Genomic DNA, 14872 nt, shown 5'->3' with positions numbered 1-14872 from the left:
GAGTACACTGCCGTCGTGCCCCTCGCATGTGCGATGACGCAGGTCGGGCCCGCTCGCTCAGACTGACCCGCGACTGATCGAGCGGTGCGTCTCCACGAGTTCCTCGAAGTCGTCGTGTTCCGCTTCGAGGCGTGCTTCGAGTTCCGCGGCACGCTCTTCGAGCGCCGTGTACTCCGCGCTGGATTCGAGCTGGCGCGCGGACTTCTCCCGTTCCAGCACAGCCAGCTTCGACGTAATCTCGAAGTACTCGTCGAGCCGGTCGTCCTCGCCGGACCGGTCGAGGTGCTGTTCGAGCGCCGCGACCAGCGTCGACTGCTCGACCGGTTTCTGGAGGTAGTCGTCGAATGCCATCTCCAGGATGTTCAGGTCCGGGTCGACGGCGGTCAGCATGATCACCACGCCGTCGTAGCCTCGTTCGCGGAGGCGGGCCAGTACCTCGTCCCCGTGCACGTCCGGCATCCGGCGGTCGAGGAGAATCGCGTCGAACTCCGGGCCGGCGGTGTCGAGCGCCGCCGCTCCGCCGTAGACGACGGTCGTCTCGTAGTGGTGGTCGAGCTTCAGCGCCTGGGTGTCGGCGACGTCGTGCTCGTCGTCCACGATGAGAACGTGGGGTTGGCCGGATGTAGCTCGTGACACGACAGTACGAATAGGGCGTTCGCGCGTATATGTTTTATCGGCGAATCGTTCTCGAAAAGTGTTAACCGGTGGCCCGTAGAAAATCAACTGATGGATGGAGAGTCGGGGGGAACCGGGAGTGGAACGCACCGCCTCGGGAGTCTTGCGGCCGCGGTCGGGTGGATCGGCGCGGGAGCGATATTCGTTGCGACCGTCGCGCTGGTCGTCCAGTCGGTCGCCGGACTGGGGCTCACCCAGGAGGCCACCGTCGGTCTCGGTCTCGCCATGGGCGGTGGCCTCGGCGGCGTGTCGTACCTCATCGCCACCGACGACGGCGAGAGCGCCGACGAGACGGTGACGGTGTCGTCGGACACCGATACGACCCCGGACCCGCAGCCGGCCGACCTCTTCGAGTCTCACCCGGATCCGGTCCTGTACGTCGCCGACGAGGGGCACGGCCCGGTCGTTCGGGCGGCCAACGAAGCCTTCGGGGCCGCGTTCGACGTGCCGGCCGACCGGGTCGGCGGGACCGCCCTCTCGGAGGCGCTCCTCGTGGCCGGCATCGACGAGGTGGACGCCGAGACGGTCCGCGACGAGGATCTCGACACAGTCGTGCTCTCGACGGCCCCGGACGAGCCGACCCGCTTTCGACTGCGCACCGTCGGCGAGTCGGCGACCGGCTACCTCCTGTTGACGCCGATCGGGGGAGCCGCCGACTGAGCGGCCGGGGCCGGCGGACAGGTGACGACAACGAGGCGGTAGCGTAACGGAACTTTAAAGATTCCGTCAGAGCGAGAATCTGGATAGGAATGCTCGCGCCACCGCTGCAAGTCATCGACAGCTTCCTGCTGAACTACACCATCGGTGATGTCCTGTTACTCGGATTCGTGGGCGGCCTCGTGGCCATTCTCCCGCAACGATCGCTCCGAATGCTCGGGCTTCACACCGTCGCGCTCGGCGCGTTGCTCTTGATTACGCCGACCTCGGCGATGGAGCCGAACGCCGGGAGCCTCCTCGCGTCCGCGTTCCAGTACAAGGTGTTCGGCATCGTCCTGATCGTGCTCGCGCCCGTGCTGTTCGCCGTTGGCCGCCGTTAGGCCAATTTGTCCAGCGCGGTGAAGAAATCCAGCGGTGGACCGGCGAGGCGGACCGGTTCGCTCGCACGCGAGAGCGTCACCCTGACGGGTGGCGAGACGTCTTTTCGGACTCGACCGTCGCTGACGACGACGCCGCTGTCGGCGTCGGAGAGTTCGACCGCGACCTCGCTGTCGACGTCGACGACGAGCGGCCGCGTTCCCGCTTCGTCGGCCATCCCCGTGACGACCAGCCCCGACACGTCGGGGTGGACGAGCGGGCCGCCCTCGCTGAGATTGTACGCCGTCGAACCGGTCGGCGTCGCCACGAGCACGCCGTCGGCGTGCCCGCTGGCGTACAGCGAGTCGTCGACGTAGACGTCGACGGTCGCGCCGCCGCCGTGGCCCCGGCGCGTCCCCTGCACGACGACCTCGTTCAGCGCCGGCGCGAGCGACCAGTCCTCGCCGCTGGCCCGGAGCCGGGGCATGGCGCGCGTCCGGGCGCTCCCGGTCTTCTGGATGTGTTCGACCTCGGCGACGACCGTCTCGACGGCCTCCTCGGGAGCGATGGCGTTCAAGAAGCCGACCTCGCCGAGGTTCACGCCCATGAGCGGCGTCGACCCCGCACCGCGGGCCGCGTACAGGAAGGTCCCGTCGCCGCCGATACTCACGACCAGTTCGCAGTCGGCCATCTCGTCGACGGGTGCGGCGTCGGGGGCCGCCGCGTCCCACGCCTCGTGGTCGTCCGCCTCGCCGGCGGTCGTCTCGTCGACGACGACCGACGCGGACGTGGCCCGCAGCCGATCCGACAGCGTGCTCGCGAGCGAGAGGGCCCGGTCGTTGTCGCGTTGAGCGACGATACCGACAGTCATCGTCCGGGGCTTTCCACCGGGCGTACATAAACCCACCACGACGGCAATTATATCCGTCCGCACGAGTATTCGACCTCATGGGCCGTTCGCGTCGGGGGCAGGGCGTATGAGCGAGGACGACACGTCAGACGACGACTGGTTCGAGAGCGCGCTCGACGACGAATCCGCGTCGAGCGACGAGAGCGACGACGCCGAGCCGACGACGGTCGACTCGCTGGGGGGAGTCGACGACGAAACCGAGTCTGGCAGTCCGTTCGAGGGCGACACAGACAGTCCCTTCAGCGACAGCGAAGACGGCAGTCCCTTCAGCGACAGCGAAGACGGCAGTCCCTTCAGCGACAGCGAAGACGGCAGTCCCTTCAGCGACAGCGAAGACGGCAGTCCCTTCGACGACGAAGGGAACGGCAGCGACGGCGGCGGACTCTTCGAGGACGACTTCGCCACCGCGTTCGAGGCCGCTGGCAGCGGCGCGAGTAGCGGCGGCGGGGACTTCGAAGAGGAGTTCGACTCCGACATCCCGCGGGTGGACATCGGCATCGAGGGACTCGACCAGATGATACAGGGCGGGATTCCCGAGCGCCACCTCATGGTCACCGTCGGCTCGGCCGGGACCGGGAAGACCACCTTTGGGCTGCAGTTCCTCCACCACGGCCTCCAGAACGGCGAGAACGCGGTGTTTCTCACCCTCGAACAGTCACACGAAGCGATCATGGACACCGCGAGTGACCGCGACTGGAACTTCGAGGAATACGAGCGGAACGGCCAGTTGGCGGTCGTCGACCTCGACCCCGTGGAGATGGCCAACAGCCTCGACAACATCCGCGGCGAACTCCCGTCGCTCATCGAGGACTTCGGCGCGGACCGACTGGTACTGGACTCCGTCTCGCTGCTGGAGATGATGTACGACGACCAGGCGCGGCGGCGGACCGAGGTGTTCGACTTCACCCGCTCGCTGAAGCGGGCCGGCGTGACGACGATGCTCGTCTCCGAGGCCAGCGAGGACAACCCCTACGCGTCCAGACACGGCATCATCGAGTACCTGACCGACGCCGTGTTCATCCTCCAGTACGTCCGCACCGAGACCAGCGAGACGCGCCTCGCGGTCGAGATTCTGAAGATTCGGAACGCGAACCACTCGCGGGAGACCAAGCCCTACGAGATCACGAACGACGGGATCTCGGTCTATCAGCAGGCGAATATCTTCTAGACCGGGGCCGTCCCGACCGATTCCGCCTCGTCGCCGTCTTCGAGCGCGGCGTTGTAGCCGCTGGCCCAGAGGTCCGTCGCGACGACCGCCACGTAGAACGTGGCGAACGCGGTGAGCACGCCCGCGATGAGCGAGCCGACGAACGGGATGACGTTGAAGAGATTCACCGCGATGTTGGCCCCGACGAACAGCACGACCGACAACAGCCACGCCGTCGCGTACTCCGAGGAGAGCGCGAGCCGGCGGAGCGTCCCGAAGTCGAACGCCGCACTCAGTTCGTCAGTCACCGCGAAGTGCACGATAGCCGCAACCGCGACGTACCCGAACACGAGCGAGAGTACGGCCGAGAGCAGGAGGCCCCCGAGGAGACCGGCCATCCCCGCACCGACGCCGGCCCGGGTCCCGGTCATGATCGAGATGAGGCTCCCGCCGACGACGACCGCCGCGACGATGCCGGGGATCAGCATGTACACCGCGCCGATGACCCAGGCCTTGATCCCGTCGACGAACAGGTCGCCCCAGTCGCCGAACTCCGGCGGCTGGGTGGCCCCCGATGCCCGCTCGCGGATTGCCTTGACCACGTACCCGTACACCGGCAGTATCGGGATGAAGAACACGCCCAGTAGCGTCAGGATACCACCGATGACGACGGTCGTCAGCCAGTCCTCGTCTTCCATGGGATACCGGAGCGAGTCACCTATCGAATCCATGGTATGTTTTGACACACCGAAGGCGTTTAGTTACAGACTCCCTGTCGAGACGTTCGTTCAGCTTACCGCAGGACGGGGGACGATCGGGGGGTGCGTCGACGCGAGCCGCGATCGGCGAACGCCCCGGAAACAATTAAACCACGACCGGGTGACAGGTGAGGTATGGTACTGCTCGTACCCTTCGACGGGTCCGACCTCTCTCGTACCGCACTGGAGCGTGCGACGGAGTTCGCAACCTACCGGAACGAGGACGTGCTCGCGCTGACGGTGATTCCCGACGAACCCGAGTACGCACTGGAACGCGGCTGGCTCGACGCGAACGACCCGTTCGACATCGGGGCCATCGCCGACCGGATGGCCGAGCAAGTGGAGTCCATCGCGCCCGGGGCCTCGTTCCGCCACGAGGTCCCCGAGGACGTGAGTTCGATGGCCTCGATCACGACGGACGTGGTTCGAACGATCCGACAGATCGCCAACGAGGTCGACGCGTCGATCGTGTTCGTCGGGAGCGAGAACGCCGGTCGCGTCTCGACCCCGGTCTCCAGCGTCGGCTCACCGGTCTCCGAAGACCCGCAGTACGACGTTCACATCGTCCGCCACGCGTGACTACCTGACGACGGTCACTGGAACAGACGCGCGACGGACCACGATCTCGGCGACGCTGCCCAGGAGGATACGGGACATGCCGGCGCGACCGTGGCTGCCCATGACGATCTGGTCGATGTCGTTGTCCTCGGCGTAGTCGACGATCACCTGCGTCGGCCGCCCCACTTCGAGGACGCGCTCGACGGTCTCGACGCCGGCCTCGGTCGCCGTCGCCTCCAGGTCGTCGAACAGCGACTCGGCGGCGGCCTCCTGCTGTTCGTACCACTCCTCGGAGAACGAGGGGATCGACGCCTCGGCGCTGTAGCCGGCCTCGGCGGGGTTGATGACGTGCAGCAGGACGAGGGTGGCGTCCGGGTGCTCTTCGGCGGCGAACGAACAGGCCTCGGAGGCCTGTTCCGAGCTGTCGACGGCGACGAGGATTCGCTTGCCCATACTCAAACTTCCACGGGCGGACGTTTTGAATCTTCGGCCGCGGGAGAACCGGCCGACGGCGAGCCAGCGGCCGCGGTCGTCGGACGGGCCAGCGGCCGCGGTCGTCGGACGGGCCAGCGGCCGAGCGGAGGTGGACGCGCTCAGTCCCGCCCGTGGCGTGTCACGCAGGTCGAGAGGCCGATGAGTTCCACCGGCTCGGAGTTGTCGGGCGAGTAGACGACGCGCTGGCCCTTCTCCATGTACGGCACCTTCGATTCGAGGTTGCTCGGGATGTTCACGGCCTTGATCGCGTCCTCGTCGCCGAGGTTGAGCACCATCGTCGTGTTGATCTGCTTGAACACCGGGTCGGCGATGTCCTGGGGGTCCTGCGTGATGAGGTACAGACCGAGGCGCTCTTTGCGGCCCTGTTTGGCGGCCTCGGTGAACTTCCCGATGACCTTCCGGGCCTGGACGCTGTCGGCGTCGGTGAGGAAGTTGTGGGCCTCGTCCATCCCCAGGACGAGCGGCGTCTCCTTGATGCGGTCGTAGGTTGGGTCGTTCGAGAGCTTCTCGTCGATGAGCAGGCTGGAGACGGCCAGCACGACCGTCGAGGCCGTCCGCGAGTCGGTGATGTGGTACGTCGGGATCACCGTCAGCCCGCCGTCGCGGACGAACTGCGAGATCTGCTCGGTGATGGGGCGGGCGTCCTGATCGAAGACGGCACCGAAGCCCTGGACGCGGCGCTTGATCGCGTCGAAGGTGGCCTCGTGTACGTCGCCAGCCTCGTCGAGTTCCTCCCTGAGCGCCGGATCGCCGAGGAAGCTCCGGAACTGCTCGTACGTGCCGCCGGAGCCGTACTCGTGTCTGAACCGCGGGAGGAGCGTGTTCACGAGCGCGCCGTACTGGTTGTCGTTCAGGCTGGAGCCGGCGATCAGCCACGGGTTCTCGTAGACCAGCGAGAACGGGACCGTGAACTCCACCTGCTCGGCCCGGTGGTGGCTGACGTTGTAGTCGGCTCCGGCGACCTTCGGGACGAAGGCGATGGTGTCGTCGTAGCCGCCGTGAGCGACGCCCTCGCGCTCGCAACGGCGCTCGAACTCGTCGGTCATCGCGGGGTTGTCGTCGTGCATCTGGGCGTACTCGTCCTGCGGGTCGAACTGGACGACGGCGAGTTCGGGCGTCCGGCCGTCGCCCATCGCGTAGGTCCGCCCGAGGTACTGCCGGAGGACGTTCTTCGAGGAGTGGGTCTTTCCCGACCCGGTCCCCCCGGCGACGAGCGTGTGGCGGAACACGAGCGGGTCGCCGGCCTCGTAGTCGTCTTTCAGCCGATAGTCGATGGTCGGCGGCTCCGCCGCTGTCTGGACCTTCTCGCCGCCGACGGAGAGGTGGCCGAGGAAGACGCCGTCCTCGGGCATCTTCAGCCCGGTCTTGATCTCGGACTTGTCGGTGGCCTCGCGGACGATGGTCTCCGGCTTGGGGACGCGGTCGGTCATCCGCCGCTTGAGGTCGCCGCCGTCGCTGTAGAGGACCGCGACCGGCTCCAGCTCCGCGATGAACTTGAAGTCGCGCTCGTCGATTCCCCGCTCGCGCATCGCGCGCCGGGCGTGGATCTCGGTCGCGTCGTCGGCCCGGAACTCCTGGGCGTACTCCAGGGACTTGATGCGACAGAACAGGCGTTCTCCATCGGGATACGGGACGAGCAGGTACTTCCCGATACGGACCCGCGAGCGGTTCCGTGCGGTGACGTAGGCCCGCAAGACGCACTCGTCGTCCTCCTCGCTGATGCGGAGGCCGTCGGACGCCGAGAGGACGCCGAGACCGCTGTCCGCGCCGGCCGGGTCGACGTCGATCTCCTCGAAGTCGTCGGTGGACTGCGTCGGCTCGGTCCGCACTTGCTCGTCGTCGGCGGGGTCAGCAGACGCCGCGTCGTCCGTCTCGTCCGCGTCGTCCGTCTCGTCTGCGCCGTCGTCGCCGTCGAAATCGGTGAAATCCCCGAGGTCGGACATACGACAGACGAAGACAGCCGGGGATTAACACCTTTCCCCAGCGCGGCGAAAGTGAAGCCTTACCCATCCGGGTGTCGACGAGCGAGTATGAAGCGGACGCGGGTGATGTCGTACAACGTGCGGTACGACACCGCCGGGGACGGACTGGACGCGTGGCCGCACCGACGACGACTGGTGGCGTCTATCGTTCGCTACCACGACCCGGACGTGATCGGCATCCAGGAGGCGATGGCCCACCAGCTCCGGGAACTGGAGTCGCTGCTGCCGAGCTACGAGTGGGTCGGCGACCCGCGCGACAGCGTCGACGCCGGCGGCGAGCACACGGCCATCGGCTACCGGACCGAGCGCTTCGCCTGCGAGGCGACCGACACCTTCTGGCTCTCCGAGCGCCCGGACGAGCCACACAGCCTCGGCTGGGATGCGAGCTACCCGCGGGTGGCGACGTGGGCGCGGCTCCGGGACCGTGACACCGACGAGTCGGTCGTGTGTCTGAACACTCACCTCGACCACACCGGGGAGCGGGCGCGCGTCGAGGGCATCGACCTCGTCCTCGACCGCCTCGACGAGGTCGTCGGCGAGACCCCGGCGGTCGTGACAGGCGACTTCAACTGCGTCGTCGGCGAACCGGCCCACGAGCACGCAGATGGGCACACGCTCCCGGACGGCCGGGCGCTCGAAGACGCCCGTGACGTAGCCGCCGCGACCCATGGCCCGACGACGAGCCGGACCGACTTCCACGACCTGCTCCCGGAGATGGGCATCGACCACGTCTTCGTCAGCGAGGACCTCTCGGTCGCCGTGCGGGCGGTGCTGGCCGACCGCGACGACGATCACTTCGGCTCGGACCACCTGCCCGTCGTCGTCGACTTCGACCGCTGAGACGGGGAGAGTCTTTTGCCACTGGGGCGCGTATTGTCCGATATGTTGCTTATCCGGGGGACGGCCGGTGGGACGGCGCTGACCGGGACCCTGTACGAGCCGGGCGAAGAACCGCCCGAATTCAGCGGCGCGCCGGACGAGGGAACGCCGTACGTCTGGGTCTGCGACGCCTTCTACGAGGTCGAGAGCGGCGGGCAGGTCCAGGCGATCGGCGACCGCGAACTGCGTATCGCCTTCGAGTCGCCCATGCCGCGGGGTTTCGAGACGCGGGACGCGGCCATCGACGCGGCCAAAGAACACATCCGGACGCAGTTCGCCCGCGTCGGCGTCGCCGGCGACTCGGTCACCGTGTCCGTCCAGCGGGCCGAGGAGGCCTAAATCGAGCGCGATACGGAAACGGCCTCAGAACGTCTCCTCGACCGCGCCCCAGCGGATGTCGTTGAACTCCCGGTCGCGGTCGGTGTCGAACTCCCGCTCGATGCGGCGGGTGAGTTCCTCGCTGCCCTGGCGGTCGATCTTCGCCAGTTCGTCGGCCTTCGCGACGGCCAGCGGCGGTCCCTGCTCTGCGGCCACGTCGTGGAGAATCTGTCGCGTGAGCTTCGCCCGCCGGTCGGGGTCCTTCGTGAACGCGTACGGCGCTTCGACGCGGAAGACGAGGTCCGTCCGCGGGTCGTAACAGACGAAGAAGGTCACTTCGTAGGCCTCGGGATCGAGCGAGCGCTCGATTCCGAGCGCGGACCCCTCTGCCGACATGATGCCGTCGGTGCCGGCCCGCGACCGGAACCAGTTCGTCGCGGTCAGGCAGTCTGTCTGCCGGTCGCCGTCGTCGTCGCTGCGCTCCAGGATCCGACGGAAGAAGGCCGAATCGGTGACCCACGGCGCGTTCGTCTTCCGTCGTAGCGTCCGCGTGACCGCCTTCGTCGAGGAGTTCTTGACGAACCCGACCAGCGGCACGTCACGCTCGACGAACCGCTCGATGAGTTCGACGTAGTTGCCGACGACCGTCTTCGGTCGGTCGTCCTCGGCGAGCAGGTCGGCGAGTTCGGTGTCGCGGTCGGCCCAGCGCAGGACGCCGGTCGGATAGATGGGCCCGTCGAGGACGAACAGGTCGTCGACCACGTCGGCGTTCGTGAGCGCGTGCTGGCTCTCGGCCAGGTACAGCGCCAGCGCGTGGACGACCCGCTGCTCGTAGCGGTCGACCTGGGGCACGTCGAGGACGCGCCGCTTCGCGTAGCCGCGGTCGCCGCCCTGCCAGTCGCCGTCGAACCCCAGCGTCGCGTCGTTCGAGTGAACCGCCATGATGATCGTCCGGCCGCGGTGGAGTTCCACGTCGGAGGGGACGGCGCTCATCGCCGCCTGCGCCACGTCGATGACGAGCCCGTTCTTGAACGTCGTGGGATTGATCGTCCCCGAATCCAGCCCGTGCTGGCTCGGGAACGGCGGGTCGGTCAGCGCCACGTCCTCGATGGCGACTTTCCGGCGGCGCTGCTCGCCCATCGGCTCCAGCACTTTCACGCCGTCGTGCCACAGCGGGTCGAGGAAGTCCGCCCACGCCCGCTCGGCGGCCGCGTCCTGGTCGCTCGTCTCGACGGTCTGGCGCACCTGCCCGGCTAACTGCGCGATGCCGTCGACGTGGACCGGGTCCAGTGTCATGCCCGTGGGTTCGCCGGGACGAGCATAACTCTGGTGGGGCGGCACAACGGTTAGGGACGTGCCGGCGCAAGCCGTTCCCATGTCGAGTGCATCGGCGCCGAAGCGCGAACGGGAGTCCGACCGAGACTGCGATGGTCCTGTTTGACGCGCTGCTGGTCGGCGTCGCCGTCGTCGGCCTGTGGGTCGGGGCCGACCAGTTCGTGGCCGGGGCCGCGCGCACGGCGCGCCGACTCGGCGTGCCGGGGCTGGTGGTCGGTCTCACCGTCGTCGCCTTCGGCACGTCGGCCCCGGAGTTCGTGGTCACCGTCGACGCCGCCCTCGTCGGCCGCGCGGACGTCTCCGTCGCCAACGTCGTCGGCTCGAACGTCCTCAATCTCGGGTTCATCCTCGGCGGCGTCGCGCTCGTCCAGGCGCTCGCGACAACGCGGACGCTCGTGCGCCGGGACGCGACACTGCTCGTCGGGTCGACGGCGCTCCTGCTCGGGTTCGCGGCCGACGGCCGCCTGGGCCGGGTCGAGGGAGCGGTCATGTTCGCCTCGCTGCTCGCCTACCTCGCCTACCTCGTCCGCGCCGGCAACGGCGGGTCGACGGCGGACGGCGCCGGGTCGTTTCACTGGCCGGACGTCGGGCGGCTCGTCGGCGGGCTGGCGGTCGTAATCGGCGCCGGCCACCTGCTGGTCGCCTCCGCGGTCGATATCGCCGGGAGCGTCGGCGTCTCCGAGTGGGTCATCGGACTCACCGTCGTCGCCGCCGGGACCTCGCTTCCCGAGTTCGCCACCTCCCTCGCGGCGGCCAGACGGGGCCGGACCGGAATCTCGACGGGGAATCTCCTCGGAAGCTGTATCTTCAACGTCCTCGGCGTGCTGGGACTGGCCGCCGTCGTCCGCCCGCTCCCGGTCGGTCCGAGCGGAGTCGAAGGGACCACGTGGCTCCTCGGGACGGTCGTGCTCGTCGCCGTGATTGCCCACACCGAGACCGTCGTCTCGCGCGTCGAGGGCGCGCTGCTGGTCGCGCTCAACGCCGCGAACTGGCTGCTAAATCTGGCGTGATCACTCCTTGCCGGACTCCTCGCGGAGGATGCGCTCGATGGCCTCGGCGATCTCCTCGTAGGACTGCATCGTCAGGCCGTCCGTGGTGATGAGCACGCCCTGGCGCTCGGTCGTGGCGCGCAGCAGGTAGCCGTTGGAGAACGCGCGGACGGTAAAGCGGTAGTCGCCCAGTTCGGAGTCCTGGTAGGCGTTCTTGGTCTGCTTGTACCCCTGCCACTCGTGACCGACGAAGTCGTTGAGGTCCGCGTCCTGTTCGAGGTCGTCCCGCAGGTAGAGCTGTTCGAAGTTCGCACGTGTGAAATAGGTCACTGACCGGAGCGAGTCGCCCGTCGCCGTCCGGGCTGTCGTGACGATTGCGTCGGCCAGATCGTCCGAGAGAATGTTCCGAGTCATACCGGAAAGGAGACGGGCCAGCCTCTTAACAACACGGTTCCGGCGAACCCCCAGACGCGACGCCCGCGACGGGCCCATCCCCACTCGCCTCCGCCGCGACCGACCCGCTGGCGTCGCCGGCGGGACCCCCATCATCGACCGTGGCGTTCACGCCTGACCGACAGTGTATTAGGCCGCTCGCGTCACTCGTCGGACATGGAAGTCGGGCTCATCATTCTCGACGGCTGGGGACTGAACCCGGACGAGGGCGTCCGGGACGCGGTCGCCGCCGCCGACACGCCGAACTTCGACCGGTACTGGGACGCGGGCGCGCACTCGACGCTGGAGACCCACGGCCGCCGGGTCGGCCTCCCGGAGGGCCAGATGGGCAACTCCGAGGTCGGCCACCTCAACATCGGGGCCGGCCGCGTCGTCAAGCAGGACTCAGCACGCGTCAGCGACAGCATCGCCCGCTCGCGTGGCGAGTCGCCGCCGGACGACGACGCACGGGACCCGCCCTTCTTCGAGAACGAGACGGTCCTGTCGGTCTTCGAGTACGCCGAGGACCACGGCGGCCGGGTCCACTTCATGGGGCTGGTCTCCGACGGCGGCGTCCACTCCTACCAGGACCACCTCCACGCGCTCATCGAACTCGCCGGCGAACGCGGCACAGACGCCGTCTCGCATGCTTTCACCGACGGCCGGGACACCTCGCCGACCGGCGGCGAGGACTACCTCGCCGACCTCGAAGCACACGCCGAGGAACACGGCACGGGCCACGTCGCCACCGTCTGCGGCCGGTACTACGCGATGGACCGCGACCAGAACTGGGAGCGGACGCGCCGGGCCTACGACGCCATCGTTCACCGCGAGGGCGACCACCACGCCGACGACCCCGTCGCGGCCGTCACGGAGTCGTACGCCCGCGACACCACCGACGAGTTCGTCGAACCGACCACCGTCGGCGACCACGACGGCCTCGCGGACGGGGACGCGGTCATTTTCTTCAACTTCCGCTCGGACCGCGCCCGACAACTCACCCGGATGCTCGGCGACATCCGGTCGGAGGACTGGGGAGCCGACACCGAACCGCCGGAGACCCGTCTCGTGACGATGACGGAGTACGACGAGACGTTCGACCTGCCGGTCGCGTTCCCGCCGAACCAGCCCGAGGACGTGCTGGGCGAAGTCCTCTCGGACGCCGGCCGCACCCAGCTCCGGATGGCCGAGACGGAGAAGTACCCCCACGTGACGTACTTCCTCAACGGCGGTCGCGAAGTCGCATTCGAGGGCGAGAGCCGCGAGATCGTCGACAGCCCCGACGTGGCGACCTACGATCTCCAGCCCGAGATGAGCGCGCCGGAGTTGACCGACACCGCGGTCGCGTTCATCGAGGACGAGGACCCCGACGCGCTGGTGCTGAACTACGCGAACCCGGACATGGTGGGCCACACCGGCGACTTCGACGCGGCCGTGACCGCCGTCGAGGCCGTCGACGAGCAACTCGGTCGCCTCGTCGAGGCGATTCAGACTGCCGGCGGGCACGTGCTGCTCTGCGCCGACCACGGCAACGCCGACGACATGGGGACCGAAGACGACCCCCACACCGCCCACACGACCAATCCCGTGCCGTTCGTCTACCTCTCACCCGACGGCACGGCGGCCGGCCGCACGGCCCGCGACGGCGGGACGCTCGCCGACCTCGCGCCGACGGCGCTGGCGCTCATGGACGTCGACCGACCGGCGGCGATGACCGGCACGCCGCTCCTGGAGTAAGGTCGGACGGCGACGGCGACCTCACGCGTCGTCGAGCAGGTCGAGATAGCGCGGCGGCACGCGGTCGGTGGTGTAGGTGCCGGCCCCGCGCTTGACGACGCGGCGGCCGTCCGCGCCCATCGCCGCGGCGTTGACGGCGAACACCACCGGGTCGTCGGCGTGGCGGCGGCCGACCGCCTCGGCCTCGGCGACCGACCCGGAGAGGTGGACCTTCTGTCGAGACATCGGTTCGAGGCCGTCGTCGCGTATCGACGCGACGTTGCGCGGCGCGGTGCCGTGGTACAGCATGTCGGGAACGGGCGCGTCAGTCGCGCCCAGGGACACGTCGACGGAGTGGCCGTAGGCGGCGCGGATCCGGTCGTCTGCCGTCGCCGCACCCGGGTCCGCCTCTCCGTTCCGGTTCGCCCGCTCTGCACTCCGATCCGTCGTCTCCCCGCCGGTCCGCTCGAAACGCCCCTTCGGATCGGTGGCGACGACGCCGGCCAGCGCCTCGGCGTCGGCCCAGTCGTTCTGTCGCTCGACGGCCTCGACCAGCGCCGTGAAGGGTGTCCAGCCCGCCGAATCGAGATCGACGCCCGCGTCGTCGGGGAAGTGCCGGAGCGCGCCGGAGACGAACTTCGAGAGCCGTCGCCGGCGCTCGCCGTCGAGGACGTGCGCGCCCGACGCCCCACAGGTCGGACAGGCCGCGCCCGCGAAGAAGCCGTGGTCCGGACAGCGGCGGATCGCGTCTGGCATCGCCGGTGCTCCGTCGCGGCGGACCTAAAGCGTCACGCGTGGCTCGCGGAACCGGGCCCGCGACGGAGCCGGCCTGAGAGTTCATGTCTGCTCGCCGAGTGTTTTCAAGTGGGTACGGCTATCACTGGTCCGTAGGGATGGCGTCGCCCACAGACCTCGACCTCGACGACGACCGCGCCGACGTGTACCGTTTCGTCGAGCGGAACGGCCCGGTCGCGCCGGCCGACGTGGCCGAAACCCTCGGTATCGACCCGGAGCGATTCCAGCACCAGATTTCGATACTCAAGCGCGACGACCTCGTCGAGACCACGGCCGACGGGAAGCTCACGGTCGCGCTCCACCACGGGGAGGCGGTCGAGCACTACGAGGCGGGCGTCCGCTACGAGATCCGGCCGTCCCGACCGGCTGACCTCTCGGGCGTCGTCGGGACGATTCGGGCGGTCACGAGCGAGGAACCGTGCGTCGTCGCCGGGGGCGTCGGCGAGCAGTTGGCCTACGAGGACACGCTGGTGCGCTGGTGTCCGACCCGCTGTCGCGTGGTGTTCGTCGCGACGGTCGACGACGACGTGGTCGGCTGGGTCCACGTCGCCATGTCCGAGGTCGACGAACTCGCGTCGACCGCGGAGCTCACCCTCGGCGTGATGGCGACCTACCGCCGCCACGGCATCGGGAGTCACCTCCTCGCCCGCGGGGTTGAGTGGGCCGCGAGCCGCGGGTGTCGGAAGGTGTACAACAGCCTGCCGGCGACGAACGAGCGCGCCGTCGACTTCCTGCGGGACGCCGGCTGGACAGTCGAGGCCGTCCGCGCTGACCACTACGAAATACGGGGAGAACTGGTCGACGAGGTGATGCTGGCGCGGCGGTTCGACGGCGAGTGACGGCGGGCCGAGAACCGGGAACGGTCCGTC

Annotated in this window: 17 protein-coding genes; 9 read left to right on the top strand and 8 right to left on the bottom strand. The window is 68.6% G+C overall.

The genetic code is table 11. The annotated features are described in order from the left end of the window. Positions 1 to 57 precede the first annotated feature (57 nt). Positions 58 to 636, bottom strand: coding sequence for a response regulator (locus ACOZ4I_RS03295; RefSeq protein ID WP_424002999.1), 579 nt, complete (start codon positions 634 to 636; stop codon positions 58 to 60). 90 nt (positions 637 to 726) lie between these two features. On the opposite strand from ACOZ4I_RS03295, the gene ACOZ4I_RS03290 reads away from it, so the two are divergent. After that, a complete protein-coding gene (locus ACOZ4I_RS03290; RefSeq protein ID WP_424002997.1) occupies positions 727 to 1335 on the top strand; it encodes a hypothetical protein in 609 nt (202 codons plus the stop codon). A gap of 89 nt (positions 1336 to 1424) precedes the next feature. Then, positions 1425 to 1712 (top strand): hypothetical protein, encoded by a 288-nt coding sequence (locus ACOZ4I_RS03285; protein ID WP_424002995.1) that lies wholly within the window; start codon positions 1425 to 1427, stop codon positions 1710 to 1712. Here the strand turns inward: ACOZ4I_RS03285 and ACOZ4I_RS03280 are convergent. Beyond that, positions 1709 to 2560, bottom strand: coding sequence for an NAD(+)/NADH kinase (locus ACOZ4I_RS03280; protein WP_424002993.1), 852 nt, complete (start codon positions 2558 to 2560; stop codon positions 1709 to 1711). The two genes, ACOZ4I_RS03285 and ACOZ4I_RS03280, sit on opposite strands and share 4 nt — an antisense overlap. A gap of 106 nt (positions 2561 to 2666) precedes the next feature. On the opposite strand from ACOZ4I_RS03280, the gene ACOZ4I_RS03275 reads away from it, so the two are divergent. Continuing rightward, positions 2667 to 3767 carry a KaiC domain-containing protein gene (locus tag ACOZ4I_RS03275; RefSeq protein WP_424002991.1) on the top strand — a complete coding sequence of 367 codons (1101 nt, stop codon included), beginning with the start codon at positions 2667 to 2669 and terminating at the stop codon, positions 3765 to 3767. On the opposite strand, the gene ACOZ4I_RS03270 is transcribed toward ACOZ4I_RS03275, so the two are convergent. Next, the gene (locus ACOZ4I_RS03270; RefSeq protein ID WP_424002989.1) at positions 3764 to 4477 is read right to left on the bottom strand and encodes a DUF4013 domain-containing protein; all 714 of its coding nucleotides are present in this window, start codon (positions 4475 to 4477) and stop codon (positions 3764 to 3766) included. The genes ACOZ4I_RS03275 and ACOZ4I_RS03270 overlap by 4 nt on opposite strands. A 162-nt stretch (positions 4478 to 4639) precedes the next feature. Here ACOZ4I_RS03270 and ACOZ4I_RS03265 point away from each other — a divergent pair, with 162 nt between their 5' ends. Further along, a complete protein-coding gene (locus tag ACOZ4I_RS03265) occupies positions 4640 to 5083 on the top strand; it encodes a universal stress protein (RefSeq protein ID WP_424002987.1) in 444 nt (147 codons plus the stop codon). Here the strand turns inward: ACOZ4I_RS03265 and ACOZ4I_RS03260 are convergent, their stop codons facing one another. Together ACOZ4I_RS03260 and ACOZ4I_RS03255 are read right to left on the bottom strand one after the other, a co-directional pair. After that, complete coding sequence (locus ACOZ4I_RS03260) at positions 5084 to 5515, bottom strand: universal stress protein (RefSeq protein ID WP_424002985.1); 432 nt, start codon at positions 5513 to 5515, stop codon at positions 5084 to 5086. Positions 5516 to 5655: 140 nt separating this feature from the next. Next, positions 5656 to 7500: an ATP-binding protein gene (locus ACOZ4I_RS03255; RefSeq protein ID WP_424002983.1), complete on the bottom strand. Its 1845-nt coding sequence runs from the start codon at positions 7498 to 7500 to the stop codon at positions 5656 to 5658. 87 nt (positions 7501 to 7587) lie between these two features. Between ACOZ4I_RS03255 and ACOZ4I_RS03250 the strand changes: the two genes are divergently transcribed. Both ACOZ4I_RS03250 and ACOZ4I_RS03245 read left to right on the top strand, forming a co-directional pair. Then, on the top strand, positions 7588 to 8379 hold the full coding sequence (locus ACOZ4I_RS03250) for an endonuclease/exonuclease/phosphatase family protein (protein ID WP_424002981.1): 792 nt from the start codon (positions 7588 to 7590) through the stop codon (positions 8377 to 8379). 42 nt (positions 8380 to 8421) lie between these two features. Next, positions 8422 to 8757: a DUF7113 family protein gene (locus ACOZ4I_RS03245; protein ID WP_424002979.1), complete on the top strand. Its 336-nt coding sequence runs from the start codon at positions 8422 to 8424 to the stop codon at positions 8755 to 8757. A gap of 24 nt (positions 8758 to 8781) precedes the next feature. Here ACOZ4I_RS03245 and ACOZ4I_RS03240 read toward each other — a convergent pair whose 3' ends face one another. Next, complete coding sequence (locus ACOZ4I_RS03240; RefSeq protein ID WP_424002977.1) at positions 8782 to 10032, bottom strand: DNA double-strand break repair nuclease NurA; 1251 nt, start codon at positions 10030 to 10032, stop codon at positions 8782 to 8784. 131 nt (positions 10033 to 10163) lie between these two features. On the opposite strand from ACOZ4I_RS03240, the gene ACOZ4I_RS03235 reads away from it, so the two are divergent. Then, complete coding sequence (locus tag ACOZ4I_RS03235) at positions 10164 to 11081, top strand: calcium/sodium antiporter (RefSeq protein ID WP_424002975.1); 918 nt, start codon at positions 10164 to 10166, stop codon at positions 11079 to 11081. Here the strand turns inward: ACOZ4I_RS03235 and ACOZ4I_RS03230 are convergent, their stop codons facing one another. Continuing rightward, positions 11082 to 11474, bottom strand: coding sequence for a DUF7522 family protein (locus tag ACOZ4I_RS03230; protein WP_424002973.1), 393 nt, complete (start codon positions 11472 to 11474; stop codon positions 11082 to 11084). A gap of 195 nt (positions 11475 to 11669) precedes the next feature. Here ACOZ4I_RS03230 and gpmI point away from each other — a divergent pair, with 195 nt between their 5' ends. Continuing rightward, a complete protein-coding gene (gene gpmI, locus ACOZ4I_RS03225; RefSeq protein ID WP_424002971.1) occupies positions 11670 to 13229 on the top strand; it encodes a 2,3-bisphosphoglycerate-independent phosphoglycerate mutase in 1560 nt (519 codons plus the stop codon). Between the two features lie 21 nt (positions 13230 to 13250). Here the strand turns inward: gpmI and ACOZ4I_RS03220 are convergent, their stop codons facing one another. Then, a complete protein-coding gene (locus ACOZ4I_RS03220; protein ID WP_424002969.1) occupies positions 13251 to 13964 on the bottom strand; it encodes an RNA 2'-phosphotransferase in 714 nt (237 codons plus the stop codon). A 137-nt stretch (positions 13965 to 14101) separates the two neighbouring features. Between ACOZ4I_RS03220 and ACOZ4I_RS03215 the strand changes: the two genes are divergently transcribed. Then, a complete protein-coding gene (locus ACOZ4I_RS03215; protein ID WP_424002967.1) occupies positions 14102 to 14842 on the top strand; it encodes a GNAT family N-acetyltransferase in 741 nt (246 codons plus the stop codon). Positions 14843 to 14872: the final 30 nt, after the last annotated feature.

The sequence above is a fragment of the Haloarcula salina genome (genome assembly GCF_049603855.1).
Taxonomy (GTDB): domain Archaea; phylum Halobacteriota; class Halobacteria; order Halobacteriales; family Haloarculaceae; genus Haloarcula; species Haloarcula salina_A.
Note: the sequence above shows the minus strand (reverse complement) of the source record. Positions and strands in the feature narration are given on the sequence as shown.